Source organism: Candidatus Nitrosotenuis aquarius (assembly GCF_002787055.1).
In the GTDB taxonomy this organism is placed as follows: domain Archaea; phylum Thermoproteota; class Nitrososphaeria; order Nitrososphaerales; family Nitrosopumilaceae; genus Nitrosotenuis; species Nitrosotenuis aquarius.
Genome location: NZ_CP024808.1, coordinates 453,599 through 476,262, shown reverse-complemented (window position 1 = coordinate 476,262; position 22,664 = coordinate 453,599). Strand labels below are relative to the sequence as shown.

33 protein-coding genes and 1 tRNA gene are annotated in these 22,664 nt (G+C 40.7%); 13 read left to right on the top strand and 21 right to left on the bottom strand.

Going from position 1 to position 22,664, the window contains the following annotated elements; all coding sequences use genetic code 11:
• The 7 genes from NAQ_RS02850 to NAQ_RS02820 all read left to right on the top strand — a co-directional run bounded on the left by NAQ_RS02850 (position 1) and on the right by NAQ_RS02820 (position 3,207).
• On the top strand, positions 1-393 hold the full coding sequence (locus NAQ_RS02850; RefSeq protein ID WP_100182159.1) for a 30S ribosomal protein S8: 393 nt from the start codon (positions 1-3) through the stop codon (positions 391-393).
• Positions 383-940: a 50S ribosomal protein L6 gene (locus NAQ_RS02845; RefSeq protein WP_100182158.1), complete on the top strand. Its 558-nt coding sequence runs from the start codon at positions 383-385 to the stop codon at positions 938-940. The genes NAQ_RS02850 and NAQ_RS02845 overlap by 11 nt, the downstream gene beginning before the upstream one ends.
• Positions 941-1,003: 63 nt before the next feature.
• Positions 1,004-1,080, top strand: a tRNA-Asn gene (locus tag NAQ_RS02840).
• A gap of 200 nt (positions 1,081-1,280) precedes the next feature.
• A complete protein-coding gene (locus NAQ_RS02835) occupies positions 1,281-1,529 on the top strand; it encodes a hypothetical protein (RefSeq protein WP_048187924.1) in 249 nt (82 codons plus the stop codon).
• A 586-nt stretch (positions 1,530-2,115) separates the two neighbouring features.
• Positions 2,116-2,547, top strand: a complete 432-nt coding sequence (locus NAQ_RS02830; RefSeq protein WP_100182157.1) for an NUDIX hydrolase — start codon at positions 2,116-2,118, stop codon at positions 2,545-2,547.
• Positions 2,548-2,621: 74 nt separating this feature from the next.
• A complete protein-coding gene (locus NAQ_RS02825) occupies positions 2,622-2,846 on the top strand; it encodes a hypothetical protein (RefSeq protein ID WP_100182156.1) in 225 nt (74 codons plus the stop codon).
• Positions 2,847-2,934: 88 nt separating this feature from the next.
• Complete coding sequence (locus tag NAQ_RS02820; protein WP_162858598.1) at positions 2,935-3,207, top strand: hypothetical protein; 273 nt, start codon at positions 2,935-2,937, stop codon at positions 3,205-3,207.
• A 46-nt stretch (positions 3,208-3,253) separates the two neighbouring features.
• Here the strand turns inward: NAQ_RS02820 and NAQ_RS02815 are convergent, their stop codons facing one another.
• From NAQ_RS02815 to NAQ_RS02805, 3 genes are read right to left on the bottom strand one after another with little or no spacing between them, the layout of a single operon-like run.
• Positions 3,254-3,499, bottom strand: coding sequence for a hypothetical protein (locus tag NAQ_RS02815; protein ID WP_162858597.1), 246 nt, complete (start codon positions 3,497-3,499; stop codon positions 3,254-3,256).
• A gap of 59 nt (positions 3,500-3,558) precedes the next feature.
• A complete protein-coding gene (locus tag NAQ_RS02810; RefSeq protein ID WP_245871693.1) occupies positions 3,559-3,867 on the bottom strand; it encodes a hypothetical protein in 309 nt (102 codons plus the stop codon).
• 36 nt (positions 3,868-3,903) lie between these two features.
• Positions 3,904-4,317, bottom strand: a complete 414-nt coding sequence (locus NAQ_RS02805; RefSeq protein WP_162858596.1) for a hypothetical protein — start codon at positions 4,315-4,317, stop codon at positions 3,904-3,906.
• 214 nt (positions 4,318-4,531) lie between these two features.
• On the opposite strand from NAQ_RS02805, the gene NAQ_RS02800 reads away from it, so the two are divergent.
• Complete coding sequence (locus NAQ_RS02800; RefSeq protein ID WP_420887497.1) at positions 4,532-4,789, top strand: hypothetical protein; 258 nt, start codon at positions 4,532-4,534, stop codon at positions 4,787-4,789.
• On the opposite strand, the gene NAQ_RS02795 is transcribed toward NAQ_RS02800, so the two are convergent.
• The 3 genes from NAQ_RS02795 to NAQ_RS02785 form a co-directional block, all read right to left on the bottom strand.
• Positions 4,782-5,432, bottom strand: a complete 651-nt coding sequence (locus tag NAQ_RS02795; protein WP_100182150.1) for a Snf7 family protein — start codon at positions 5,430-5,432, stop codon at positions 4,782-4,784. The genes NAQ_RS02800 and NAQ_RS02795 overlap by 8 nt on opposite strands.
• Before the next feature lie 85 nt (positions 5,433-5,517).
• Positions 5,518-6,597: a thioredoxin family protein gene (locus NAQ_RS02790; RefSeq protein ID WP_100183408.1), complete on the bottom strand. Its 1,080-nt coding sequence runs from the start codon at positions 6,595-6,597 to the stop codon at positions 5,518-5,520.
• A 4-nt stretch (positions 6,598-6,601) separates the two neighbouring features.
• Complete coding sequence (locus NAQ_RS02785; protein ID WP_100182149.1) at positions 6,602-7,333, bottom strand: cytochrome c biogenesis CcdA family protein; 732 nt, start codon at positions 7,331-7,333, stop codon at positions 6,602-6,604.
• A gap of 86 nt (positions 7,334-7,419) precedes the next feature.
• Here NAQ_RS02785 and NAQ_RS10300 point away from each other — a divergent pair, with 86 nt between their 5' ends.
• Positions 7,420-7,524, top strand: a complete 105-nt coding sequence (locus NAQ_RS10300) for a YdgA family protein (protein WP_162858595.1) — start codon at positions 7,420-7,422, stop codon at positions 7,522-7,524.
• Between the two features lies 1 nt (position 7,525).
• Here NAQ_RS10300 and NAQ_RS02780 read toward each other — a convergent pair whose 3' ends face one another.
• The 3 genes from NAQ_RS02780 to bioA form a co-directional block, all read right to left on the bottom strand.
• Positions 7,526-8,650, bottom strand: a complete 1,125-nt coding sequence (locus tag NAQ_RS02780) for an aminotransferase class I/II-fold pyridoxal phosphate-dependent enzyme (protein ID WP_100182148.1) — start codon at positions 8,648-8,650, stop codon at positions 7,526-7,528.
• Positions 8,640-9,608 (bottom strand): biotin synthase BioB, encoded by a 969-nt coding sequence (gene bioB / locus NAQ_RS02775; RefSeq protein ID WP_100182147.1) that lies wholly within the window; start codon positions 9,606-9,608, stop codon positions 8,640-8,642. Before bioB ends, NAQ_RS02780 begins: the two co-directional genes overlap by 11 nt.
• 70 nt (positions 9,609-9,678) lie before the next feature.
• Positions 9,679-10,980 (bottom strand): adenosylmethionine--8-amino-7-oxononanoate transaminase, encoded by a 1,302-nt coding sequence (bioA, locus tag NAQ_RS02770; RefSeq protein WP_100182146.1) that lies wholly within the window; start codon positions 10,978-10,980, stop codon positions 9,679-9,681.
• Between the two features lie 73 nt (positions 10,981-11,053).
• Between bioA and bioD the strand changes: the two genes are divergently transcribed.
• Positions 11,054-11,734 carry a dethiobiotin synthase gene (gene bioD / locus NAQ_RS02765; RefSeq protein WP_100182145.1) on the top strand — a complete coding sequence of 227 codons (681 nt, stop codon included), beginning with the start codon at positions 11,054-11,056 and terminating at the stop codon, positions 11,732-11,734.
• On the opposite strand, the gene NAQ_RS02760 is transcribed toward bioD, so the two are convergent.
• The 4 genes from NAQ_RS02760 to NAQ_RS02745 form a co-directional block, all read right to left on the bottom strand.
• Positions 11,724-12,266: a hypothetical protein gene (locus tag NAQ_RS02760; protein WP_100182144.1), complete on the bottom strand. Its 543-nt coding sequence runs from the start codon at positions 12,264-12,266 to the stop codon at positions 11,724-11,726. The two genes, bioD and NAQ_RS02760, sit on opposite strands and share 11 nt — an antisense overlap.
• Before the next feature lie 17 nt (positions 12,267-12,283).
• Complete coding sequence (locus tag NAQ_RS02755; protein ID WP_100182143.1) at positions 12,284-13,678, bottom strand: hydroxymethylglutaryl-CoA synthase family protein; 1,395 nt, start codon at positions 13,676-13,678, stop codon at positions 12,284-12,286.
• A gap of 156 nt (positions 13,679-13,834) precedes the next feature.
• A complete protein-coding gene (locus NAQ_RS02750) occupies positions 13,835-14,386 on the bottom strand; it encodes a YkgJ family cysteine cluster protein (RefSeq protein WP_100182142.1) in 552 nt (183 codons plus the stop codon).
• 7 nt (positions 14,387-14,393) lie between these two features.
• Complete coding sequence (locus NAQ_RS02745; RefSeq protein WP_100182141.1) at positions 14,394-15,122, bottom strand: DsbA family protein; 729 nt, start codon at positions 15,120-15,122, stop codon at positions 14,394-14,396.
• A gap of 87 nt (positions 15,123-15,209) precedes the next feature.
• Between NAQ_RS02745 and NAQ_RS02740 the strand changes: the two genes are divergently transcribed.
• Both NAQ_RS02740 and NAQ_RS02735 read left to right on the top strand, forming a co-directional pair.
• Positions 15,210-15,413, top strand: a complete 204-nt coding sequence (locus tag NAQ_RS02740) for a hypothetical protein (protein ID WP_162858594.1) — start codon at positions 15,210-15,212, stop codon at positions 15,411-15,413.
• A gap of 40 nt (positions 15,414-15,453) precedes the next feature.
• On the top strand, positions 15,454-16,503 hold the full coding sequence (locus NAQ_RS02735; protein WP_100182139.1) for a type II glyceraldehyde-3-phosphate dehydrogenase: 1,050 nt from the start codon (positions 15,454-15,456) through the stop codon (positions 16,501-16,503).
• Here the strand turns inward: NAQ_RS02735 and thrC are convergent, their stop codons facing one another.
• A complete protein-coding gene (thrC, locus tag NAQ_RS02730; RefSeq protein ID WP_100182138.1) occupies positions 16,504-17,841 on the bottom strand; it encodes a threonine synthase in 1,338 nt (445 codons plus the stop codon).
• 102 nt (positions 17,842-17,943) lie between these two features.
• On the opposite strand from thrC, the gene NAQ_RS02725 reads away from it, so the two are divergent.
• On the top strand, positions 17,944-18,315 hold the full coding sequence (locus tag NAQ_RS02725; protein WP_162858593.1) for a hypothetical protein: 372 nt from the start codon (positions 17,944-17,946) through the stop codon (positions 18,313-18,315).
• A 95-nt stretch (positions 18,316-18,410) separates the two neighbouring features.
• Here NAQ_RS02725 and NAQ_RS02720 read toward each other — a convergent pair whose 3' ends face one another.
• The 7 genes from NAQ_RS02720 to NAQ_RS02690 form a co-directional block, all read right to left on the bottom strand.
• Positions 18,411-18,740 (bottom strand): hypothetical protein, encoded by a 330-nt coding sequence (locus NAQ_RS02720; RefSeq protein WP_218192569.1) that lies wholly within the window; start codon positions 18,738-18,740, stop codon positions 18,411-18,413.
• Positions 18,741-18,848: 108 nt separating this feature from the next.
• On the bottom strand, positions 18,849-19,190 hold the full coding sequence (locus NAQ_RS02715) for a hypothetical protein (RefSeq protein ID WP_100182135.1): 342 nt from the start codon (positions 19,188-19,190) through the stop codon (positions 18,849-18,851).
• 47 nt (positions 19,191-19,237) lie between these two features.
• A complete protein-coding gene (locus NAQ_RS02710) occupies positions 19,238-19,597 on the bottom strand; it encodes a hypothetical protein (RefSeq protein WP_245871691.1) in 360 nt (119 codons plus the stop codon).
• A gap of 57 nt (positions 19,598-19,654) precedes the next feature.
• Complete coding sequence (locus tag NAQ_RS02705) at positions 19,655-20,215, bottom strand: resolvase (protein ID WP_100182134.1); 561 nt, start codon at positions 20,213-20,215, stop codon at positions 19,655-19,657.
• A 68-nt stretch (positions 20,216-20,283) separates the two neighbouring features.
• On the bottom strand, positions 20,284-20,601 hold the full coding sequence (locus tag NAQ_RS02700) for a Zn-ribbon domain-containing OB-fold protein (RefSeq protein WP_162858591.1): 318 nt from the start codon (positions 20,599-20,601) through the stop codon (positions 20,284-20,286).
• Positions 20,598-21,701 carry a thiolase family protein gene (locus tag NAQ_RS02695; RefSeq protein ID WP_320410629.1) on the bottom strand — a complete coding sequence of 368 codons (1,104 nt, stop codon included), beginning with the start codon at positions 21,699-21,701 and terminating at the stop codon, positions 20,598-20,600. The genes NAQ_RS02700 and NAQ_RS02695 overlap by 4 nt, the downstream gene beginning before the upstream one ends.
• The gene (locus NAQ_RS02690; RefSeq protein WP_100182131.1) at positions 21,701-22,663 is read right to left on the bottom strand and encodes an LLM class flavin-dependent oxidoreductase; all 963 of its coding nucleotides are present in this window, start codon (positions 22,661-22,663) and stop codon (positions 21,701-21,703) included. Before NAQ_RS02690 ends, NAQ_RS02695 begins: the two co-directional genes overlap by 1 nt.
• Between the last annotated feature and the right edge of the window lies 1 nt (position 22,664).

Sequence of the window (22,664 nt, the reverse complement as noted above, 5' to 3'; positions counted from 1 at the left end):
ATGCCAGCGACAAACATTCTTTCCAATCTATTTAACACGTTATACAATAACGAGGCAAGACGACGAACCGAATGCGTCATACTGCCAACCTCAAAGCTAGGAATCGAGGTGCTCAAAACTCTGCAAAAGCACAACTATATCGGTGAATTTGAGCACGTAGAAGACAAGCGAGGCGGCAAATTCAAGATTCAGCTACTAGCACACATCACAAAATGCGGCGCAATCACGCCCAGATTCAAGGTAAAAAAAGGCGAGTTCAACGAGTGGGAGCAACAATACCTGCCAGCATACAACCGAGGAATGCTAGTAGTAACTACAAACCAGGGTATAATGTCGCACCATGACGCGCAAAACAAGGGAATTGGAGGTTTTCTAATAGGATATGTCTACTAAGCAAGAGGAAATATTCCAAACAACATTTGAAGTGCCTCAAAAAGTCAAAGTCACACTAAACAAGCACATGTTACTAGTTGAGGGTCCACTAGGCAAAGTCTACAAGAATTTCAAGAAAATCCCAGTCGAAATGTCAGTCTCTGACGGCAAAGTATCAATCAAGGCAATCAACACTCGAAAAAAATACTATGCAATTGCAAACACCGCACTGTCCCTGGTCAGAAACCTCTGCGACGGCGTAATCAATGGCTACACCATAAAAATGAAAATTGTGTATGCGCACTTTCCAATCACAGTAAAAACAAAGGACAAGCTGGTACTAATTGAGAATTTCCAAGGAGAGCGGGCACCGCGCGTGGCAAAAATCCACGGCGCAACAAAGGTGGTATCAAAAGGCGACGACATTACAATCACAGGCCCAGTCTTAAATGACGTCACACAGACTGCTGCAGAAATCGAGGCAGTGACCAAAGTCAAAAACAAGGATCACCGAGTCTTCCTAGATGGTGTATACCAGTACCACAAGGCAAAAGGCATAGAAAAATAATTTTCTCATTTTACAATCAATACTCGCAAGAATTAAATCGCATGCGCCAAGCACAATCTTCGTGCCGCCCTAGCTCAGCGTGGTAGAGCGCCTGACTGTTAATCAGGGGGTCGTCAGTTCAAGTCTGACGGGCGGCGCCATAATCTTTCTAAATTCGAATTCTGAAATATTTGTTTTTGCTGATGGCAAATCATCAAGTCCGGTTTGCATGTGTGTTGTGTGTAATATTTCTAAATTCGAGTTTTGAAACATTGATCGTTGCAACCATTCTGGTTTATACATTTAGACCGAACCGATCTAATATCTGATCGCAGATATCCAATAATGCAGGAGGTTTACAATGGCCAGAACTAGAAGGGCCAACCGTTATTGTATTGATTGCGGTGGCAGACTGACCTATTACCCCAGATTATCAAATCCAAAGGCGCCAAACGAACATAGGGTCTTGGTATATGCATGTCCTGATTGTACGGTGGACTTTGAGAAACCCAAATTATTATCAATTAGGCGAAATCAGGTAGAAGATCCGTTGGAAACAATAGAAGTAGAAATCATAGAAAACCGCGAAAAGGTCACCCTTACAAACTAGTCTAGTTTAAACCCCGTACTACCAGTGTTAAATTACGACAATACAAAAATACGCGCAAAACTACCTGGTTTTGCATTGTGGTGTGATACAAAACCCATCTAGTTCTATCTATTTTTTCTAAAAAATTTACCATTATTTTCCATTTTAGAATATGGGGAAATGAGGGCACATTTTTCCAAAAAACCACCAGTAAACTCAATTTAGAAAATGATGAAAAAAGACCAAAACTTGGTATCAAAAACTGACCCAAAAAATGGTAAAAAATTGCCAAAAACCGGGGGTTTAGCTTTTACTCGTATCAAAAATAATTGCAAGGTCCTTAGCTGGGCAATGGGGGTGTTTTGGTGCTTGCCTGTATTAGTTACGCACAAACGTTAAACCCCCATGGTTTTTGAGCATTTTTGAAAAAATCACTACATGAGTAAGCCAGGCCTTCATACCGGGGGGTTTAGCATTTACGAATGGTTTTGCAAAATTTGATGTTTTCTAATATTGGCAAAATTTCTACCAAATCTTGGATTTTTAGGCATACAGAATTGGTTAATTTAGCCCAGTTTTACTCCAAAAGGTGGGGGTCTGCCAAAACTTGGTCAAAAAAGCACCGCAAAAAGACTATGAACACTTTAGAAAGTATTTTGCTTTTTCATGTGTTGACCTGATAATACTTGATGGCAAGTCTGTCCTGCTGACTAGAAGAACCAGAAATCCATACAAGGGATACTGGCATTTGCCTGGAAGCATGGTCCACAAGGATGAAACTCTGCAAGGCGCAGTCAAAAGATCCGCAAAAGAAGAGCTAAACCTCAATGTAAAAATCAAAAGATTTGTTGGAGTCTATGAGAGCCTCAACAAATTCCGTCATGATATTTCGCATGGATTCATAGTGGTGCCATCAAGGGGAAAAATCAAGACAGATTACCAAAGCGATGACTATGGGTTTTTTACAAGGCTGCCTGGCAAGACCTTGCCACATCACAAAAAGATGATTCGTGACGCGTTGAATTCTAGGCACAAATGACAAATATTGCTAAATTCGAGTTTTGAAACATTACAAAAAGATCAATTAATTAGACAGCAATTGGTACGTTTAACATGGCTGCTAAAACAATGGGTCTTGTAGCAATGGCAGTATTGCTTTCTGGCGCGTTATTGATGGGCTTCTCAGCCGATCAACCAGCAGACGCAAAGCCGGCAAAAGACTCTCCAAAGCACAAATTCAGCAAATGGTCAAAGAAGGTCTGTGGTGATGAGCTCTGTAAAGAGGGCACGCACCTTAAAACCGTCAAGCGAATAGGCAAGAGCGCTCCACATAACTAACACCATTAAAATTCTTTATTTCTAAATTCGAGTTTTGAAATATCGATAAATGGATGGATTAATTAATGCAATAAAGTTCAGCAAAAACATGCTCAAATTAGCAGCATTAATTGGAGTCAGCATATTATTGTCCATGACAGTAATTAATGCACTCGAGGCAGGACAATTTGCAGAAGCAAAAAAGTCCTCAGGTAAAGGTCTGCAGAGACACAAGATCTCAAAATGGATGGGAAACAGTGTCTGTGGTGATCAATTATGCGAAGGTCAACCATATTTCAAATGGAACTTCAAGTCAAAGACATTCAAATCTCCATACGATACATACACACACCAAGAATTACTGAAAATTAAAGGGCAATAATTCTATTTTTTAGTTTAAAAAAGTAAAAAGTCAGAGGATGTCGTGCTTATCTTGAAAAGCCTCTGCTGATTTGTCCCTTTTTCAATCCTGTTGACGAGTCAATCAGTCCTCCACATAATTGGTCGCCACAGACTTTGGATGCTGTATGTCTCTGACTCGAAGCAGTATCCTTCAGATACGTGCCTCTTGCCTTTATTGCCTCTGCATCTGGTACCATTTCTAGTACTGATGCGACTGTGCCGAACATTAGGACAACTGATGCAAAGATTGCGGCAGACATAATCTTATTCATGATAATTTTACGCCTGATTTGGGTTATTAAACTAATCTCAGAATTAATCCAAGATCGCCTTACGATTCATTTCTCCAAATGGTGGATAGTTTTTCTATTTTTTCTATGATTTCCAGCGCCAGAGCATTATTTCGCTCTTGCAGTGCTACTGAAAAGTCATAGCCTAACTTTATTGCTTCTGGGGACAGATCCTTGAGGTTTTGAAGATCTTTTCCCTCTGTTTTTATTCTCTCACCTAGGGCACAAGTCTTCCAGTTGTCTGATAGGTCTTGATGTTTTCGAGTCAGGTGTTCTTGTATCATTTGTCGCCACTGTGTCAACTGGATTCTGATTACTTGTTCTGTTTTTTGCGAATAAAAGACTCGCATCAAAATGATATTATGTGATATGGTACTTGAATTTTGTTACTGTCTTGATATTTTGTCTAGCGCACTGATCAGCTTTTCAATGCCGTATTTGTTTATCATCGCAGACAGATCCCGCACTATCATTGCTTCCTCTATTTCCGGTCTGGTACTAGTTGGTTCTGGCTTTGGTTCAGATTTGAACATGTCCAATTCCCCCCAAAATCTGTTTTGATCTGCTTTAATTTTCTCAAGTTTTGATACTTTGTCTTGCAAATGAGCATTTACAAATTTTACATACTGATTCGCATTTCTGGTGTCATTTCCCGCCTCTACGAATTTATCTTTGACTTTTTCAGAATGCTCTCTAGTGTCAGTCTCTTCTTCTCGAAAATACAGTTTTCTGACCTGGATTCCAAACGGATCGTCTCCTCCAGCTTGCAAGTCTTTTTTTTGCAGGTGTTTTTCTACCATGATTTGTCTTGCATTGCACACATAATATCATGGGTTTTGTACTATACAAACAAACAGGTTGGCAAGACATACACTTGGTATTTTGTTAAAACTAGCTTATCAGTTCTCTATTAAGAAATAACATGTCAGGCCGTACGTGGATGAGATAAAACTTGAGGTGCAAAAGACACCATCTGATGCTCAGCTCAAAATAATTGAAGATTGTTTTAGAGAAATGCCTATTGAAGAAATTCTACTAGGGCTCAAGTTTGCCAAGAACCGGTGGTCTGCAAAAGACGCGGGGGTTCTCAAGGTGGGCAGAAAAAGCATCATACAAAAAGAAATCCACTCCATAACAAACGAGCAGGCGCAATGGCGTCTAAAAAACTGGAAAATGATGATCTCAAATTACAGACGCCGCGGATACAGCTATCCTACAATTTCCAGGATAAAGAAAATTCTAATTGAAAAAAGCAAAAAGAAATCTAAATGATTGATTCTCTTCTTGCTTGACTAGCTATGCTTGTTGGTGGTTCTGGAATGCTTGCCCTTGCTTGGCCTTCAATTACTGCTTGGGCTTCCTCTAGTATTGCAAGCGTGTCTGAATTTGGACTATATGTGGACACCGTGGCATCTGCAGCATTCATTGAAGATCCAGTTAGCACATCGCCTAGTATTTGCGAGAGGTTTTGCATCGATGATGTTGCCTCTGGCATTATTCCAGAAAGTGAGCTGCCTAGCCCCTTGATTACAGACATGCATGGGCTCAATGTCACCACGATGTCTCCAAGCTCTGACACTGTGTTAAGTCTGAGCTGAATTTGTTCTAGTGCGAGTTTTGCACCATTTACCATGTTGTGCATTTTTCTAATTTCCAATAATTCGGTTGCATATGCCTTTGCGTGCAAGTTGTTGTTTGATTTTTGTGCTGAAACTATTTTGCTGAAAATGTAATCGTGTTTTTGTTTTATTTTTTGAGAGATTCCGTCCAGTTTGACAATCTGTAGTTGGAGGTTTTTCTGGGCTACGTCGATTTTGTTTTTGAGTGGGACGTCTGGCTTTACTTTATCGACAATTTTTTGTGTGAGGCTTTCTGATCTTCCAAAATCATTCCATTTGTCGCTTAATGACCCCATGTCAAAATGCTTGAAAAATTACTTTTAAAGAAATTTGTAACCTTACATGGTGTAACTCTGGTTACATGGTGGTATGGTTACAAGTCTAACCAAAGGTAAACGTATAGATTTCAAAGCCAGATCTTGCCTGAATCTCTAGTACGTGAGATGACGACTCTTCCATACTGACTAGGTTGTACAGCGTGGCCTCTTTGATGGCTGTTTTGCCATCTCTGACATCTGTGCCGGCATGTTGAGCTGAAATTGTTTTGCCATCAAGCAATATCTGTATCTCTGATTCTCCGGCAGCCACAATGTTTACTTGTTTTGCAAAGTATGGCAAAACAATTCTGCCTGACTCTGATGTCAATATCATTCTGTCTTCAAGGTTTTTCCAGGTTCCATCCAAATAGAAATTGTTTTCATGTAGTTTGTCTGGTATTGTGTATGTTACTTCTTGGTTTGGTCTGAATCCCTCGGGGTTTCCAATCTGACTTCGGCCAAACGCAAAGTCATATCCAAAGTACAGCTCTGGAGTTCGAGATCCGTGTCTGTATTGTTCGATGTCCACTAGCGGCTGCGCAGATACCTTGATTCCAAGCTTTTCTGCTCGCTCTTCTAGTAATTCCTGGATGACCATTTCAGTTTCATCATATGCTCCCTCGCCGATGTGATCATATCTGATGTATCCTTCATCATCTGCAAGATATTTTCTTGGCCAGTATCTATTTTCAAACGCATCCCATGTTTTTTTGTCATTGTCTAGTACCACTGGATATTTTATTCCAAATTTTTCCACTGCTCGTTTTACATTGTTGATGTCTTTTTCAAATTCAAATTCAGGCGAATGTATTCCTATTATTACTAGTCCTTGGTCTGAATATTTCTCATCCCATGCTGTAATGTATGGGAGGGTTCGCTGGCAGTTTATGCAGCTATATGTCCAAATGTCATATAGGACTACTTTGCCTCTGATCTCTTCCTGCAATGTTGAATCCGAGTTGATATAGCCTGCAATTCCGACTAGTTCTGGGGCCTTTTTGAAGCGGCTCTTGTCAGTTTTGGACATGTCTTGTGCAGTAAAATCATCAGGTTGGTCTAGAGTGGAAAAATATGTGCCTAGCCCACCGACTAGTCCTGAAATTATTGCGCCCATGATTAATGCAGTTCTTATCTCTGGTTTCATAATATCATCCAAGTAACAAATTGTTCAAAATGGGAAAACTAGCTATTGTCGCAAGCTGGTTTGTTAAAACTAGGACTCCAAGCAGTATGATTAGCCCTCCCATTATGACGGAATAATATTTCAGATGTCTGCTCAGCACATTAATGACTCGAGTCATTTTTGAAAAAAATACCCCCATTAGGATAAACGGAATTCCCAATCCGATGGAATATGCAAGCAGCAACGTAAATGCCTGACTTGGTGTTGTCGCAGCTAATGTGAGAATGCTTCCGAGAATCGGACCAATGCATGGAGTCCATCCTGTCGCAAACGCCAAGCCGAACACAAACGAGAGCGTGTAGCTTACTTTTCCTACCTTTGGGAAAATTTTCTTCTCAAAGTTCAGTTTCGTAATTCTAGTTGATAATAACATGAACGCTCCAAATCCGATAATTATTGCTCCTCCTATCTGGTTAAAACTTGAAATCAGATTGGTTGCATTGTTAACAAGTACGCTGTTTAGTATCACGCCAAATATTGAAAAAACTATGGAAAATCCAAGAACAAAAAATATTGTGTTTAGTAAAATGTTTAGTTTGCTTGTCGCCAGGCTTTGCATGCCGCGGTTTCTCTGAAGATCAGTAATTGTCGTGCCTGAGATATAGGCCAAAAATGCTGGAATCACAGGCAGAATGCATGGTGCCAGAAATGAGCCCAGTCCGGCAATTGCGGCAATCCCAATAGTTATGTCTGCCAATACAACAGTTGTTGAATTTTTTTATTAAAGCATTGTTCCAGATTTTTCTGGTATTGCTTTTTATCTAAGTTGCATGGGTAAAACTCGTGAACAAGAGATTCATCATAGTTGGAATCGCGCTTGGAATCATAGTGGCAATCGCAGTCTTTGTAGGCTCACCTGCGTTTATGGGCTTTGACATGCGCAGATAGCTCACACCAAATCAAACTTTTTACCTGCTTTATCGAATACCTCTAATGCATCATCGATCTGCTTTTTTGATAGCCATGCAGTAACTGAGATTCTCAGCCTTGCCGAGTTCTTTGGAACTGTTGGATATCTGATGGGCTGTGCAAAGATTCCATTATCATACATGAATTTGCCAAATTCCAGAGTTTTCTTTTCACTGCCGATTATGATTGGTATGATGTGCGTCTGGGACCTGATGTCATATCCTATTTTTCTTAGGCCTGATGATAAATGAGATACGTTTTGTTTCAGTTTTTTTTGTTGTTTTGCTCTGTTTTGTACTAGTCTTGATAATGACAATTCAACTAAAAACGACGGCAATGCGGATGTGTAGATAAACGAGCGAGCCTTGTTTATGCACAACTCTGTGACTTGGTTTGATGATGCCACATACCCGCCAAAAGAACCCAGTCCCTTGCTCAGACTACTAATGTAGACGTCTATTCTTTTTTCTACACCGAAATGATTTGGCGTGCCTTTGCCGTTTTTACCCACGACAAAGTCTCCATGTGCGTCATCTATCACCAAGATAGAATCTGTTTTTTCAGTTATTTCCGAGATTTCCTCCAAATTGGCAAAATCGCCATCCATGCTGAATATTCCCTCGGTTATGACGAATTTTCTGCCTTTGATTTTGGATATTTTTTTCCCAAGATCTTGGGAATCATTGTGTTTGTATACCTGGGTTTTGGCCCCGCTTAGTCTACATGCCTCAATTATGCTTGCGTGGTTTAGCTCATCGCTAAATATCGTGGATTGCTTGTCTGCAATGGCAGGTATTGCACCAAGGTTTGCCATGTATCCAGTTGGAAAAACCAAAGACGATTCTTGCGATTTATGAGCTGCGAGTTTTTTTTCTAATCTGATAAATGACTCATCATTTCCAGATACTAGCCTTGAGCTGGATTGAAGCTGTCTTGGCTTGATGTTCCAGTCAGATAACCCCAAGTAATCATTTGAGCAGAAATTTACTCGCTTTTTTGCATTTATCGTGATGTATGGCCCGCTGATTCTGACATTTCTGAGGTTTCTGTATAGGTTTTGTTTTTTTAGCTCTGCTAGTTTTTGAGCTATGTAATCAAGCTTCAAGTTTGATGTTTTTGATCATTTCAAGATCTTTGTTCATTGGATTTCCACCCAAAGTAAGATAGCCAGAACTAATTATGCCATTTGCACCGCTTAGCAAGAGTTCTTCACCAGAATCTTCTAGGTGTACTTCACGCCCACCTGAAATCTTGATGATCGACCTTGGCAACGCAAATCTAGTCACTGCAAAAACCCGCAGGATCTCTTCAAATGATATCGGGGTTTGCAATTCGAGTGGTGTTCCAGGAATTGCCACTAGCAGGTTTATTGTGACTTCTTCTGGCTCTAGTCTTGCCAATTCCGAAATTAATTCTAGCCGCTGTGCGCGTGTTTCGCCCATTCCTATAATTCCGCCCGTACAAAGCTCAAGGCCAGCGTTTCTCGCAATGTGTAATGTGTCTAGTCTGTCTTGATATGTGTGAGTGGTACATATTTGCGAGAATTTTGATTTTGCGGTTTCTAGGTTGTGGTTGTATCGCTTGACACCTAGTTCTTTGAGCTTTCTTGCCTGTGCCTCTGTGAGAAATCCAAGGCTGCACTCTATTGATATTCCGACTTGGTCTTTAATCTGAGTTATGATATTGCAAACTTTGAGAAAATCCGAATCTGATGGCTGACGCCACGCGGCTACCAAACAATATGATTCAGCGCCTTCGTCTTTTGCCTTTTTTGCAGTCTTGACTATTTCTTCTGGTGGTAGTAACTGGTAGCTATCTATTCCTGTATTAAAAAACGCCGATTGGCCGCAAAAAACACAATCCTCACTACAATAGTTTTTTTTGATGTTTGCCAATTGTTCTACATCCACCTTGTTTCCCTGAAATGCCCTTGTGATTTTATTTGCTGCATCCGATAGTTCTTTCAAATTCTCAATATTGATGAGTCCTTCTAGTTCTGATTCTGTTAGTTTTCTTCCACCCAAAACCTTATTCTGGCATTCTAAAATAAACTGGGAATCCATCACTGCGATTTGATTTTTTCTATTAATTAATATTTCAAATGTTAACCTGAGACTGCAGACTGGTTTACAATTATTTTGATATGTTTTTGATGGTTTTGATTGTGCCGTCTATTAGAAAATCGATTTCTTTTTGGGGCATCGCAAGCGGCGGTACAAGCATGACTATGTTTCCTAGAGTTCTGAGATAGATTTTGTGCTTTTTTGCCTCCTCAAAGACTATCTTGTTTGTGGATTTTGCAAACGACATGGGCGTCTTTTTTGCTCTATCTGAGACCAACTCTATTGCGACAAGTATTCCTTTGTGCCTAATGTCGCCTACTGTATGTATGTCGTAGAATTCCTCTAGGCGTCCTTTCAAGTGACTTGCAGTTTTTCTCACATTTGTGATCAAGTTTGTTTTCTGGTACAAATCCAGATTCTGATTTGCCACTGCACATGCAAGCGTGTTGCCAGTAAATGTGTGACCGTGATACAAATGCTTCATTTGGTGATATTTGCCCAAAAACGAATCATAGATCTTTTTTGTCACAAGCGTTGCGGCCATTGGCAAGTATCCTGCTGTGAGCATCTTGCCATATGTCACAATGTCTGGCTTGCTTTTCTGTGCGGTATATTCTACTAATGATCCTAGACGGCCGAACCCTGTAGCAATTTCATCTAATATCAGTAATGTGTTGTATTTTCTGCAAATTTTGCTAATCTGTGATTGAAAATCGTTTTGGTATATGTTGACTCCACCAGCTATCTGTGCACCACTCTCCATTACAAATGCTGCAATGTTCTGGTTCTTTGCTAATGTGACCTCAATTTTTTCTAGGGTCTGAGAATAATATTCTTCGATGTTTGCTATTTTGTAGCTGTTCTCAAATGGAATTTGGATTGTTTTGTATAGGTTTTTTTTGAATTTGGCAAAAAATGCTGGAACAAATCCTACGGACATTGTACCGAATGTATCGCCGTGATATCCGTTTTGTAGTGTGGCAAACATGTTCTTGTTTTTGTATCCGATGTTTTGCCAGTATTGTATTGCTATTTTGAATGCAATTTCCATGGCAGTCGAACCATTATCAGAGTAAAAGACTCGATTCATGCCTGGTGATATCGCAATTAGTTTTTCTGCCAAGTTTTCTGCCTGGTTGTTTGTAAGATTGAACAAAGATGAATGGGTGATTTTCTTTGCTTGCTTGCTGATTGCGGAAACTAGTTCTTTTTTAGAGTGACCCCAAACGTTACACCACATACTTGCCACGCCATCCAGATATCTGTTTCCATCAGAGTCTATGAGCCAAAATCCATCCCCCCTGACAATATTTGGAAATGAATCCCATTCTGACATTTGCGTGTATGGGTGCCACACAGAACTGGGTCTCATTGCCTGTATGGGTGATTTTCATTTTAATAATCAAGCGGTAAAAGGATTAATTCCATATACTAGGAGTTTTTACATGAAGTCGATTTTCATTACTGGTGCTGACACTGGCATAGGCAAAACCGTCTTTACGTGCGCCCTTACAAGTACTCTAAAGTCTTCTGGTGTCGATGTAGGCGTAATGAAACCTTTTGCAACAGGAATTCCACAAAAAAACGGATTCAAATCTGAAGATGTCGAATTACTTGTACACCATTCCGGCGTAAATGATCCTGAATCACTGATTAATCCGTATTTTTTCCCAATTCCGACTTCGCCGTATCGAGCCGCAAAAAAACTGGGCAAAACAATAGACGTTGACCTGGTTTTATCGAGCTATGAGAAATTACAAGCAAACCACGATGTTGTTCTAGTTGAGGGAATTGGTGGAATACTTGTTCCTATTTTGAGGGATTACTTTGTTGCGGATCTGATAAAAGATCTGAATCTTGATGTTTTGATGGTGACTGGAACCAAGATGGGCTCTGTTAACCACACGTTACTTGCCTTGAATCTATGCAAAAAATATGGAATAAACGTTTTGGGGCTGATAATTAACCAGACTGATACTGAAGGATATGTCATGCAAGAACTAGAAGAGGATCTGGTGTCGCTGAGTGGCATCGATGTCATTTGTAAAATCCCCAACATACAAAATGGTAACATCATGACAATATCACAAATCTTGCAAAAAGACTCTGTGTTGTCTAAACTTTAAAGATCTTTAATTTTGATTGACTCTTGCCAGCCGTTGTCTTTTTGACATCCTCAATAATGTGAAAAAACGAGCCACTTCTCTCTAGTTCGTATGTTTTGTATGGTAATCCCAGTGATGACTTTTGCACAAGCCAAATATTTTCTTTAATTGTTTGAATGGTGAGCGTTTTTTCTAATCTTTGTAGTATTGATTTTACGTTTTCTGTCTTTGGAAATAAAATCACGATTGCGTCTTTGTTTGATGTTTTTAACGTTCTAGTGTCTGGAATTACAATATCTATCTCAGCTTGGCCTAGTGTTATTTTTCTTTGGCTTGGAATAAGCGCATTAGTCAGAACAAAATGCATGAGCGATTCCGCAAATGTTTCATAGTTTTCAGTCTTGTTTCCACCAAGTGAGTCCATGTCTGCCCTTGAGAATATTTCCCGCATGAACGAGTCTGGGTTTTTTGCAATCTTTTCTTGAACTATATTCTCAGGAACGCTCTGAATTATCTGGTATAGGCTGTCCTTGATTGGCGATGATGTGTCCATGATGTGAATTTGGACTATTACTGGCAGTATACGTACTTGCGCTCTCCCCTACTCTCAGGAGATTTCTCAACGCTTACTAGGACAAATTCATTTTTACCGCTTAGCATGCTTTGTGTTGGGGCGCGTTTGTTTTCATGTATTTCCTCATAGTCTTTTAGCGATAGCTTGACTCGCTCGCCTATTTCTGCTTCCAAGTTCATGTTCTTGACGATTTCCTTGTATGATGGCTGAACTACGCCTGAGAACACCATTGCACTGCTTCCGCTACCATATGAGCCAAATCCGAATCTCTTCCCTTCCAAGTCGACTCCTTTTTGGAATTCAAATTCAAGGCAGCTTCTAAATCCTAGATATAGTGATGCGGTGTATAGGTTGCCTATCATCGATGATGCAATTAATGAGCTGGCAAGCTTGTCCTCGTAAAATGCCTGATATTCTTTGGTTCTGGTAAATAATTTGTTAAACTCGTGGTCTTTGCCCATGTATTCTTCGTCTGCAAGTATTGATTCAATTGTGCCACGAGGATCTTTTGGCACAGGCTCTTCCATTCCTGTCTGTTCTACTATTCTTTTCCACCTTGGGAGGCTTCGCCATTCACGTCTTAGCAGGTATGATAGTGCTTTTTTGCCCATGTTAGAATATGGCAAGTGCATGCAAAGATAATCAATGTGGTCCAAGATTGTCTCTCCTTCCTTTAGCATGATGATTCCTGTTTCTATTGCCTTTTTCTTGTATGATTCAAATGCTTTTTTGACCTGGATTAGGTACAGCAAATTAGAGTATTGTCCGTGAACAATTGGGGTTTCTTTGCCAAACGGCCTGTAAAAGTCGTACTCGTTTTTAATTGATGTTGATGTGACCTTGGAATCAAATTGTAACAGTCTTGGATTATCGTTAAGTAACATCGCAATGGCGCCTGCTCCCTGTGTGTATTCACCAGAAGAACCCATGTCGTATTTTGCAATGTCTGATACTACAACAATTGCGTGTTTTCCTTCCGCCTCTCCTGCCCTAATCCAGTTGGCGTTATCATACAGGGCATATGATCCTGAAACACATGCAAATTTGCACTCTATCCCACCACAATGCTCAAAGGAGCCGTCTCCATATACCTGCTCTAGCATACCAATGACGTAAGAGTTTAGGGCCTTTGATTCGTCCAATGAGGATTCTGTCGCTACATATAGCCTACCAATATCGTCTGGGGATATCTTGTTGCGCTGCATTATCTTTAGGCATGCGTTTGCAGCCAGGCACGCTGGGTCTTGGTTGGAATCTACTATTGCCATGCGTGATATGCCCAGTCCCTGCTTTAGCTTGACTGGGTCTACGCCTCGTGCTTGGGCAAAGTCGGTCGAATCTACAAACAAGCGCGGAATGTAAATGGCAATGTCGTCAATACCTGCTGCCATGAGCTACCCTTCGGATTTTTGAATATAAGGGTTGTCAGCTAAATCTGTTCTACAATCGAGTTATGTTGTGTAAATTTATAAAAATTCGGAAATTTTGTCGTTTTGCAGAAATTTTTTGCAAATACATCCTCATTTGTTGCGGATCTGTGAATTTACCTAGTCCTTGATCCATCCCTTTTGTATGATTGGGATGTCTTTTTGATCTCCAATGCCTGTCGCATATCGCCATATTATTGGCATGTCTGCATTCATCTTGTTTTTAATCTGGATTAGGGACTCTATCTCTGAATTCAGATTAGAGTCAGCAGTGGGGCACGTCTGGCAGAACTTGCATTTTTGGTCTAGTGTGATGGGATTTGTCTCTATGAGGGGATATGCCCTACATGCAAGAGGTCTATCTTTGTAAATTTTACAAGCAAATCCACCATGGGGTGATTTTTCCTCTGTATCTAAAAATGGGCAGGTGTTGCCGTTTTGCTCTTTTCCCATCATCTGGTATGCGATGATTTTTTCCGGCCTAGAGTCATCATTAGATATTGCAATTCTTGGAATTATGTTTACGGTGACTCCTAGTGATTCTACCAGTGATTCTATTTTCTGCTTTTCATCGGGCAGAATCAATACCCCTATTTTGCCGAATTTCTTTGATGGGTAATACTCTCGGTCAATACAGCATTGAGAGCAGTCCTTTACACAATTAAACTCCATGATCAGACTAGTCTGCCATTATTTCTTCCGAGTCTAAAATATTGGCAAACACGTCATATGGCTGAGCGCCTGGGACTTTGACTATCTTGTTGTTTGGACCAATCACAAAGAATGCTGGGGTTCCTGTCAATCCTAACGTCTTTGCGTCTTCGGAGCTTGCCTGAATCTTTTCTGTGTATTTCTCACTGTTCATGCATTCTGTGAATTTTGTCTCGTCTAGGCCTACCTGTTGGGCAAATTTGAGTTGGTTTTGTGCCGATGCCCATCCGTTGTTTTCACCATTCCAGTTGTTGTATAGTGTATCATGATATTCCCAGAACTTGCCTTGTTCGTCTGCACAATGCGCTGCGTGGGCTGCTACTACAGAGTCTGGCCCTATTATGGTAAAATCTTTGAAGACTAGTTTTGCCTTGCCTGTTTTGATATAATTGTCATGAATCTGGTGTTCTGTATCGTGGAAGAACTTGTTGCAGTAAAAGCACTGGTAATCCCCAAACTCTATTATTGTGATTGGCGCATTTGGATCACCAAGTATTGGTGATGCATTAGCAGAAAAGACTGACATTTGCACTTGTTGTGGAGGCTGTTCTTGTAAAATCTGGTCTCTTTCTACATCCTTGATGTCTTCTGTCTTAAAGCCTGTCTCTGGCATTTGTCCATTGATTACAAAGAGTGCTCCAATTATGACGGCAGCTGCAATTCCTGCACCTATGCCTAGAGATGGAGCATGTATCAATGCTGTAGCCAGAATCGGGATGCATTTAGTTGTTTTGTGTGATTCGAACACATGCCCATTAATCTAAATGTGAATAACATGTATTATGTGCAAAATGATAGATTGTGGACGATTACTGTGGTGGCGGCGTTATCGTCATTGCTAATACTTGCATATTTTCTACTTTCGCCGATGCTAAGCAAAGAAAGCACCGCTCAAAAAATAGAATCCGGATTGGGACAGTCTATTGCAAAATTTGACTCGATACGAGAAGACCAATCCACATCATCTGAATTGTCGCCTGCTACCTAATCTGTGAAATGTAAATAAATCCCAATTCTGGGACAAAACCATGAAGCGGGTTTTTGTCAATGGATATGGTTCCATTGGAAACCGAATTGCACAATTCATCAAAGACGATCCTGAAATAAAGGTAATCGGAGTGGGCAAGTTCTCTCCGGATGAAAAGGTAAACGATGCTATATCAAGAGGCTTTGATGTCTATGTGCCGCAAAAAAGCATTGACTCTTTTAAGAATTACAAAATCAAAGGCAGTATAGAAGAAGCACTGTCAAACTGTGACCTTGTAATTGACGGTGCCCCTGGAGGAACTGGATACACCAACAAAAAACAGCTCTATGAGCCAAAAGGTGTAATGGCAATCTATCAGGGAGGCGAGTCTGTCTTTGGGGATGAGCGTGTATCTGATTTACTGTTTAACTCGCGTGTTAACTACAAGGATGCCTTTGGCAAAAAACATGTCATGCAAGGAAGCTGCAATGTCACAGGAATGGGAAGAATACTGCAACCACTCCGTGAAAAATACGGCTCTAGATTGTTGAGATTTGATGCCATACTTGTTAGACGCTGGGCAGACATTGAGCAGACTGAAAAATCTGTCCCAGACACAATAGAGTTGTCCCCAAACCCGCACCATCAGGACGATGTAAAATCATACATGGGCAAAGACACACCATTATTCATACAGGCAATCAAGGTGCCAACCCGTCAAATGCATGTGCACATGATGAGCATACGATTCAAGGATTCTGCGCCAGACCCATCTGAGATATTAGACCTGTTCAAAGATGAATATGGTGTTGCCACACTCTGGACGGCAAAGGGGACAAAACAAATCCGTGATGCCGCAGAATCCATGAAGTTTAGCTTCAAAGACACCAACATGATTCACATACACGCAAACATGATTGAAGCAATTGGAGACACAATCAAAATGGTTTACTCTGATGATCAGACTGGAATAGTAATCCCTGAAAACCACCTGCTCATGCAGGCAATGCTCTTCCAAAAACCATATGAAGAGGCATTTGTGCACACCGAGACGCTATTTCACATGGAAGAAAAGAAAAAAGCACTCGAAGAATTTTTCGCTAAAAAATAATTATTCCCTTGGTGGGTTTGCGAATCTGTTTGCTGGATTGTTATGATAATCCACTGGAAGGCTAGAGTCTTTCTGCCTACCTGTGAGTATTCCGACTACGACATCATCTTTTTTGATTATTCCCTTTTCGACTAGCTTTTTGATTCCTGCTGGGGATGCACCTGACGCCATCTCGCAATCAAAACCGTTTAGTCCTACAATTGACATGCCGTCAAGCATTTCGGAATCAGAGACTTTTTCCACTATGCCGTTTGTAAATTCCAGCGCCCGCAATCCTTTGAGTATGTTTGCTGGCCTGCCGATTTGAATTGCAGTTGCCTTTGTTTTCGGCCTGATTCCCTTTTCGTCCAGGTGCTTGTAATAGTTTTTTATCGTCTCGGTATCTGGCTTGCCTTTGTTCCAGCGCAGCTTTTGTCCCTCAAATTCGCCATTGTACAAATCATACAGAGTGCTTGCCCCTTCTGAATTTATCACCGCTATTCTTGGAATTTTTTTGATCCAGCCCCATTCGTATAATTCCATTAATGCCTTGCCGCAACTTGAAATGTTTCCCAATGCTCCGCCTGGATAGACAATCCAGTCTGGTGGATTCCAGTTTAGGTATTCTATTGCCCTGTATGGTATGGTTTTTTGTCCTTCGATTCTAAACGGGTTTACCGAGTTTACCGTATAGCCTTCATGATGTTTTGCATCGTCCAGTGATTTTGCTAGGGCATCATCAAAATTTCCCTGAACCTGGACAATTTGCGCACCGAATTGATACGCCTGTGATAGCTTTCCTGGAGCAATTTGTCCTGCTGGAATGTATACATCACACTCCATGTTTTCGTTTGCCGCATACATTGCAGCAGCTGCCGAGGTGTTGCCCGTTGATGCACAGATTATTTTTTTAGCACCAATTAGTTTTGCATGTGTTACCGCAGTCGACATACCATTGTCTTTGAATGATCCGCTTGGATTGTATCCTTCTGGCTGGAGCCACAAACCGTCATGGTTTATTCCAATAAAGTCTGCCACCTTTGACATTTGGTATGGCTTGGACTGTCTTCCCTCTGCGCCGTCTAATGATACTAGGTATTTTGAGCATTCATCTCTGTTGCCCGTGTCTATTTGACAGAAATTGAGTAGCTCTCTGAATCTCCAAACTCCACTCTCATTGAAAATATTTCCCTGAGGGTTTCGTCGATTATAGAATAATTCCTTTAGCTCCGGGGAGGGGGTGTTTTTGTATTTTACATCCAGTAAATGCCCCTGCTCACATTCGATGTTTCTGGAATTAATCGGATACTCTAGGCCACAAGCTGGATCTATGCATTTTAGGTAAGCGTTATTGTTCAATACACGTTTCCACCTGACTACTACTTTAAATTTGAATTGTTAATATTTTGGAATCAAAAGCTAGACTAAGCTTTTTCAATGGTGTTGTATTTCAAAAAGAAAATGGTTACGTTTGAAGAGTATCTTAAAGGCATTTTAAAACAAGTAGATGATTCACATACCCTACTGCAAAACCTGCGTGACAAGCCAGGCGATCTCGACATCATACGCAGAGAACTTGCAAAGATAAACGGCCTTTTTGCGGCACTGGCAAACAAGCTAGAGACAAACAAGCAAGAACTAGCTGACTATCAACACGTGCTACCGCCAATCAGAAAATATCTGGCAAATCACGAGTTTTTCAGAGAAATGGACACAATGTCACTGTTATATTCTGATGATCCAATGAGGCTCAAAAATCTCAGAATGTCCATTCTTGATTCCATAGAGGAAAACAATCTATTAGAGCATATAAAATCAATATTGAGGGAATAATGTCTGAGAAAAAATGCGTCATCTGTGGATGCAAAGATCACAAAATTTTTGGCTGCTCAAAGCACTGGTCAAAAAGTTGCAGCTGCCACAAGTAGCTATTCTGGCTTGCAAACATTGCAAATCACAACATTAAATGATTTTTCTGCCAATGTTAGTGTTGAAAACCAATGGTGAGTGCAATTTGGGAATTCGTCCTCTCTTAGGTTGGCACACTTGCTTTGATGCAGTGTTGCAGCGGTGTCATCGGATATGACAATAAAGCCAAAATCCGCATTTTTGATCTGTTTGAATTCTTCAAGGGTTTGTATTTTTGTCAATAATTCTGTTTGTTTTGTTATTATTTTAACTGGATTTTTTTCCACCTGAACGAACATGGAAGTTAATGCAGCATTTGCATTCTTTGGCAAGACATTCGCTTTCCTCATAATGCCCACAAATCCCGCATTCACAATGCGCTTTCATTAGGATAGTTAATCCAAAGTAGAATATAACTAAAACTGCATATTTTTTGCTGATTTGTTGCTAAAATGATATTATTTTTTTGATTTCTGTGGTTTTGCTGTCTTGGATTCTTTTTTTGGTTTTACACTGGATTTGCCTTCTAATTCTTCTTTGATTTCTTCTGCCTTTTTGTCCACTACTCGAATTATTTCCTGGATGAATCCATCCAAATCGTCATCTGATACCGGTGGTTCGGCTTGAGACGCAATCTCGTTTATTGCATTGGATATCTCTGAGCTTACTTGCTCGAAGCTTTCTGGGTCCTCATAGGCTGCGCTGTATAATGCCTTTAGGTTGTTTACTTGGTTTACCAGCTGATCCGTTAGTGTGATAGTATAGTCCGTGCCTGAAATCGAAATCTCTTTTGATGACATGATTTGATGATTTTAGAGTACTTTCTTATAGTTTTTGGTGCTGATTTTCAAAATACAATGTATTCCAGAGCCACTGCGTCTGAGATAAGATTGACGTGTTTGGAATTTACCACATAGCCATTTTTGATATCGTTGACAGACACCCATCTATTAGTTGAGGTATAGTGGCTACGCGTGCTGAGCTCTTTTTCGATTGTCTCGATGTCGAATTCACCCTCTTCGACTTGTTGGGTGTTGAGGTGCTTTATTGTGATCAGGATTTTGTTGACCTTGACTCTGTTTCCGAACTTCCATTGGACTGGCGGGTGCTCGTCTGAGACTTCGAGAATTTTTATCTTCATTTCCTTGTCGCCAAAGACATTATGGCTTACGAGCATGCGTTCATCTACAAATTCCTCAAAACTCATGATATTGTTAGTGTTGTTGGATAATTAAAGAGTTATTCTGAATTTGTCCTCTTTCCACTAGGCTTCTTGGGTGGTCTTGGTGTTTTTACTCACAAACGGCATGGTGTAATCCTTTAGGTCAAGTCTCTGGCGTTTTGCATCTATTATGGAATATGTGGTTCCGTCATAATTGCACGCAAAATCTGATATCTGCTTTGACTTGTCCCATACTTTGTAGTATTCTCGCAACTCTCTTTTTTCATATTCGCCTAGACCAATTCGCTTTTTTGATAGAAACTTGAACGCAAAAATTACATCTCGTGTTTGATACAGCTCAAAATTATCCACCCATTTTAGGCAGCGAATTATCTGATCGTATGGCACGACAAGTGAGTTTGTGGTGCCTGACTTTGCCTCTATTGTAAAAATGGTGCTGTTTTTTGTGCTAATTGCCAAAATATCTGGCAAGCCTACGCTTGGCGAGCCTAACCGAAATCCCTTCCAGCCATCAAGAGCATTGAATCGCTTAACCAGCGTATCTTCCCAGTGATACCCGCGCTGCCTTCGCGTTCTTGCTATTCTGACATTGTCCTTTTTTGTTTTCTTGACGGGTTTTTGCAGCTTGACCAGGTTTGACATGGTTTAGTATTGGTTTGTCTGATTATAGAATACTAGGTTATTGTATTATCAAGCAAATGGTCTTGGAATTATGACTTGGTAAATGTGAATTTTGGGGATTTATCAAAGCCACAACTTGCAATTTTCATCATTTGTCCGGGTTTTTGCTCGGTATTGCCGTCTATTGTGCCAATTACCTTGATCGAATCTTCGAATTTCACAATTCCAAAGATCTTACCGTCTTTGGTAGATGATTCTAGTAAAATTCCTGGCTCTTTTACTGGCCTGTATTGTAGATTGCCAAAACAATTATTGCAAAAATCACTTGGAGGCCAGCTTATCCTATGGCACTTGTTGCATTCGCCCACCGTGAATCGGCCCTGCCTTAACTCTGATTCAAAATTCAATTTTTCATCACCAAAACCGTGGATGATGTTGCAGCTGCCGACATGTTCTGCACAAGGCCTATTCTGGCGTTTTCTACCTGCCTTTTTTTAGCTGTTCCTTGAAGTTGTGATGTAATCTCTGCAATTTGTGCTATCCCTGTAGCTCCAAGAGGATGGCCTGCGCCAATCAGTCCTCCTCTGGGGTTGATTTTTTTACTGCCATTCTTGTACAGTTCTAAAACGAGTTTTCCTGCTTTTCCTTTTGACGCAAATCCCAAATCTTCTAGGATCATCAATTCACAGATTGAAAATGCATCATGAATTTCTGCTACATCTACCTGGTTTGCCTTGATGCCTGCCATGGAATATGCTTGACTTGCTGCATCTATTGTGGATTCTAACCTGGTCAGTTCATTTTTTGTAAAACTTGCAGATGTGGTTTTTTGGCCTATTCCAGATATGAAAACCGGCGAATCTGTGTACTTTTTTGCTATTTCTTCTGATACAAGTAAGACTGCAGAACTTCCACTGCAAGAACGGGAACAATCAAGCAACCTCAGATCTTCCGTTAGCCGTTTTGAATCCATGATGTCTTCTATGGTGTAGGTTTTTGGGTTGTATGCAGCTGGATTGTCCTGTGCATTTTTGTGATTTAGGGCAGAAACATGTGCCAGTTCTTCGTCGGTTGTGCCGAACTCTCTTTTATGGGCCTTGGCAAACATTGTCCCCCAAAATATCGGATGTGTGAACTCTCCGCGAGACATGTCCCAATCCAGTACTTGGGCGGAATTTTCCGCTTGCTCTGCTCCTACTACTAGTACCACGTCTGCCATTCCTGATGCGATGTAAGAATATCCAGAAACGATCGAGTTTGCGCCTGAATTGCACATGTTTTCTATGCTTTGGGCAATCTTGGGGGCAATTCCTGTTATCTCTGATAATATTGGTGCCAGGTACTTTTTGTTGTTGTTTGTTGAGACTAGGACTGCGTCAATGTCTTTTTGCGATAGGTTTTTCGTATTTTGGAATAATTCTTTTGTTGCGGAGACAAGTAGTTCTTCTATTGGGGTCTGGTCTAGCGTGAATTTTGTAGTGGAATACCCAGCTATTGCTACACTCATCATACATCACTGAATGTCTTTGTGAACAAATCAAAGGATTTTCCGACTTCACCGCTTGGATTAAACTGGATTATTGGGTGCGTAATTCCTGCATCGTAGAATCGCTTTAACTGCTTTTTGCATTCTTGCGGGGCGCCGGAAATTGTGAGTGATTGCAACATGGAATCTGGAATTAACTCGTGGTTTGATTTGAGGCCTGACTTTAGATATTCTTGATAGATGTTGTCCGTTTCCTTTTTGAAGCCGTTTTTTGCTAGGAATTTTCTATAAATTTCACCAACAGAGATGTAAAACGCCAATGTTTTTCGCACCCGCTCCTTTGCCTGGTCGCCGTCCTCTGAAACACTGGTTATTAGCTGACAGGCAACGTCGATTTTTCTATTACTCTGCATTTTGGATGTTGTCTCTTTCATCTCGGAGATTGGCCTCAAATAGAAAATAACCCCATCTCCTATTCTCCAAGTAAGTTCCGTCATTTTCTGGTTTATTGCAGCAATATAGATTGGAATGTGCTGTCTTGGTGGCTTAATTAGTAGCGTAAATCCTCGCAATGCAAATATCTTTCCGGTATAGTCGATTTTTTTGCCAGAAAGAGCAAGGCGAATTATCTCTACGGTTTCCTTCATTCTTTGTAGCGGTTTTTCAAATCTATATCCGTGTAACCCTTGAATGATTGGGACACTGCTTGTTCCCAGGCCCAGCGTTAATCTTTGATTTGATATAGTATCTATTGTGGCAGCACCCATCGCAATGAGTGCAGGACTGCGCGAGTAAATGTTGATAATGGATGAGCCTATCTTGGATTTGGTTCTGGCAGAAACTGCGGACAGCATTGCAAAATTTTCCATGCCCCAAGTTTCTGGAACCCATACGGTGTCAGGATCTGTCTTGGCGGTTTTTTCAGCACACTTTAGAAGATCCTCAATTGATAAAAGTGAGCCTAGACTATATGATAATTTCATG

Excerpts from the sequence above, each read along its gene's own strand:
- NAQ_RS02850 (WP_100182159.1), top strand. The coding sequence starts at position 1 with ATGCCAGCGACAAACATTCTTTCCAATCTATTTAACACGTTATACAAT.
- NAQ_RS02845 (WP_100182158.1), top strand. The coding sequence starts at position 383 with ATGTCTACTAAGCAAGAGGAAATATTCCAAACAACATTTGAAGTGCCT.
- NAQ_RS02835 (WP_048187924.1), top strand. The coding sequence starts at position 1,281 with ATGGCCAGAACTAGAAGGGCCAACCGTTATTGTATTGATTGCGGTGGC.
- NAQ_RS02825 (WP_100182156.1), top strand. The coding sequence starts at position 2,622 with ATGGCTGCTAAAACAATGGGTCTTGTAGCAATGGCAGTATTGCTTTCT.
- NAQ_RS02820 (WP_162858598.1), top strand. The coding sequence starts at position 2,935 with ATGCTCAAATTAGCAGCATTAATTGGAGTCAGCATATTATTGTCCATG.
- NAQ_RS02815 (WP_162858597.1), bottom strand. The coding sequence starts at position 3,499 with ATGAATAAGATTATGTCTGCCGCAATCTTTGCATCAGTTGTCCTAATG.
- NAQ_RS02810 (WP_245871693.1), bottom strand. The coding sequence starts at position 3,867 with ATGCGAGTCTTTTATTCGCAAAAAACAGAACAAGTAATCAGAATCCAG.
- NAQ_RS02805 (WP_162858596.1), bottom strand. The coding sequence starts at position 4,317 with ATGGTAGAAAAACACCTGCAAAAAAAAGACTTGCAAGCTGGAGGAGAC.
- NAQ_RS02800 (WP_420887497.1), top strand. The coding sequence starts at position 4,532 with ATGCCTATTGAAGAAATTCTACTAGGGCTCAAGTTTGCCAAGAACCGG.
- NAQ_RS02795 (WP_100182150.1), bottom strand. The coding sequence starts at position 5,432 with ATGGGGTCATTAAGCGACAAATGGAATGATTTTGGAAGATCAGAAAGC.
- NAQ_RS02790 (WP_100183408.1), bottom strand. The coding sequence starts at position 6,597 with ATGAAACCAGAGATAAGAACTGCATTAATCATGGGCGCAATAATTTCA.
- bioB (WP_100182147.1), bottom strand. The coding sequence starts at position 9,608 with ATGGATTCCCAGTTTATTTTAGAATGCCAGAATAAGGTTTTGGGTGGA.
- bioA (WP_100182146.1), bottom strand. The coding sequence starts at position 10,980 with ATGAGACCCAGTTCTGTGTGGCACCCATACACGCAAATGTCAGAATGG.
- bioD (WP_100182145.1), top strand. The coding sequence starts at position 11,054 with ATGAAGTCGATTTTCATTACTGGTGCTGACACTGGCATAGGCAAAACC.
- NAQ_RS02760 (WP_100182144.1), bottom strand. The coding sequence starts at position 12,266 with ATGGACACATCATCGCCAATCAAGGACAGCCTATACCAGATAATTCAG.
- NAQ_RS02755 (WP_100182143.1), bottom strand. The coding sequence starts at position 13,678 with ATGGCAGCAGGTATTGACGACATTGCCATTTACATTCCGCGCTTGTTT.
- NAQ_RS02750 (WP_100182142.1), bottom strand. The coding sequence starts at position 14,386 with ATGGAGTTTAATTGTGTAAAGGACTGCTCTCAATGCTGTATTGACCGA.
- NAQ_RS02735 (WP_100182139.1), top strand. The coding sequence starts at position 15,454 with ATGAAGCGGGTTTTTGTCAATGGATATGGTTCCATTGGAAACCGAATT.
- NAQ_RS02725 (WP_162858593.1), top strand. The coding sequence starts at position 17,944 with ATGGTTACGTTTGAAGAGTATCTTAAAGGCATTTTAAAACAAGTAGAT.
- NAQ_RS02720 (WP_218192569.1), bottom strand. The coding sequence starts at position 18,740 with ATGAGGAAAGCGAATGTCTTGCCAAAGAATGCAAATGCTGCATTAACT.
- NAQ_RS02715 (WP_100182135.1), bottom strand. The coding sequence starts at position 19,190 with ATGTCATCAAAAGAGATTTCGATTTCAGGCACGGACTATACTATCACA.
- NAQ_RS02710 (WP_245871691.1), bottom strand. The coding sequence starts at position 19,597 with ATGAGTTTTGAGGAATTTGTAGATGAACGCATGCTCGTAAGCCATAAT.
- NAQ_RS02705 (WP_100182134.1), bottom strand. The coding sequence starts at position 20,215 with ATGTCAAACCTGGTCAAGCTGCAAAAACCCGTCAAGAAAACAAAAAAG.
- NAQ_RS02695 (WP_320410629.1), bottom strand. The coding sequence starts at position 21,701 with ATGAGTGTAGCAATAGCTGGGTATTCCACTACAAAATTCACGCTAGAC.
- NAQ_RS02690 (WP_100182131.1), bottom strand. The coding sequence starts at position 22,663 with ATGAAATTATCATATAGTCTAGGCTCACTTTTATCAATTGAGGATCTT.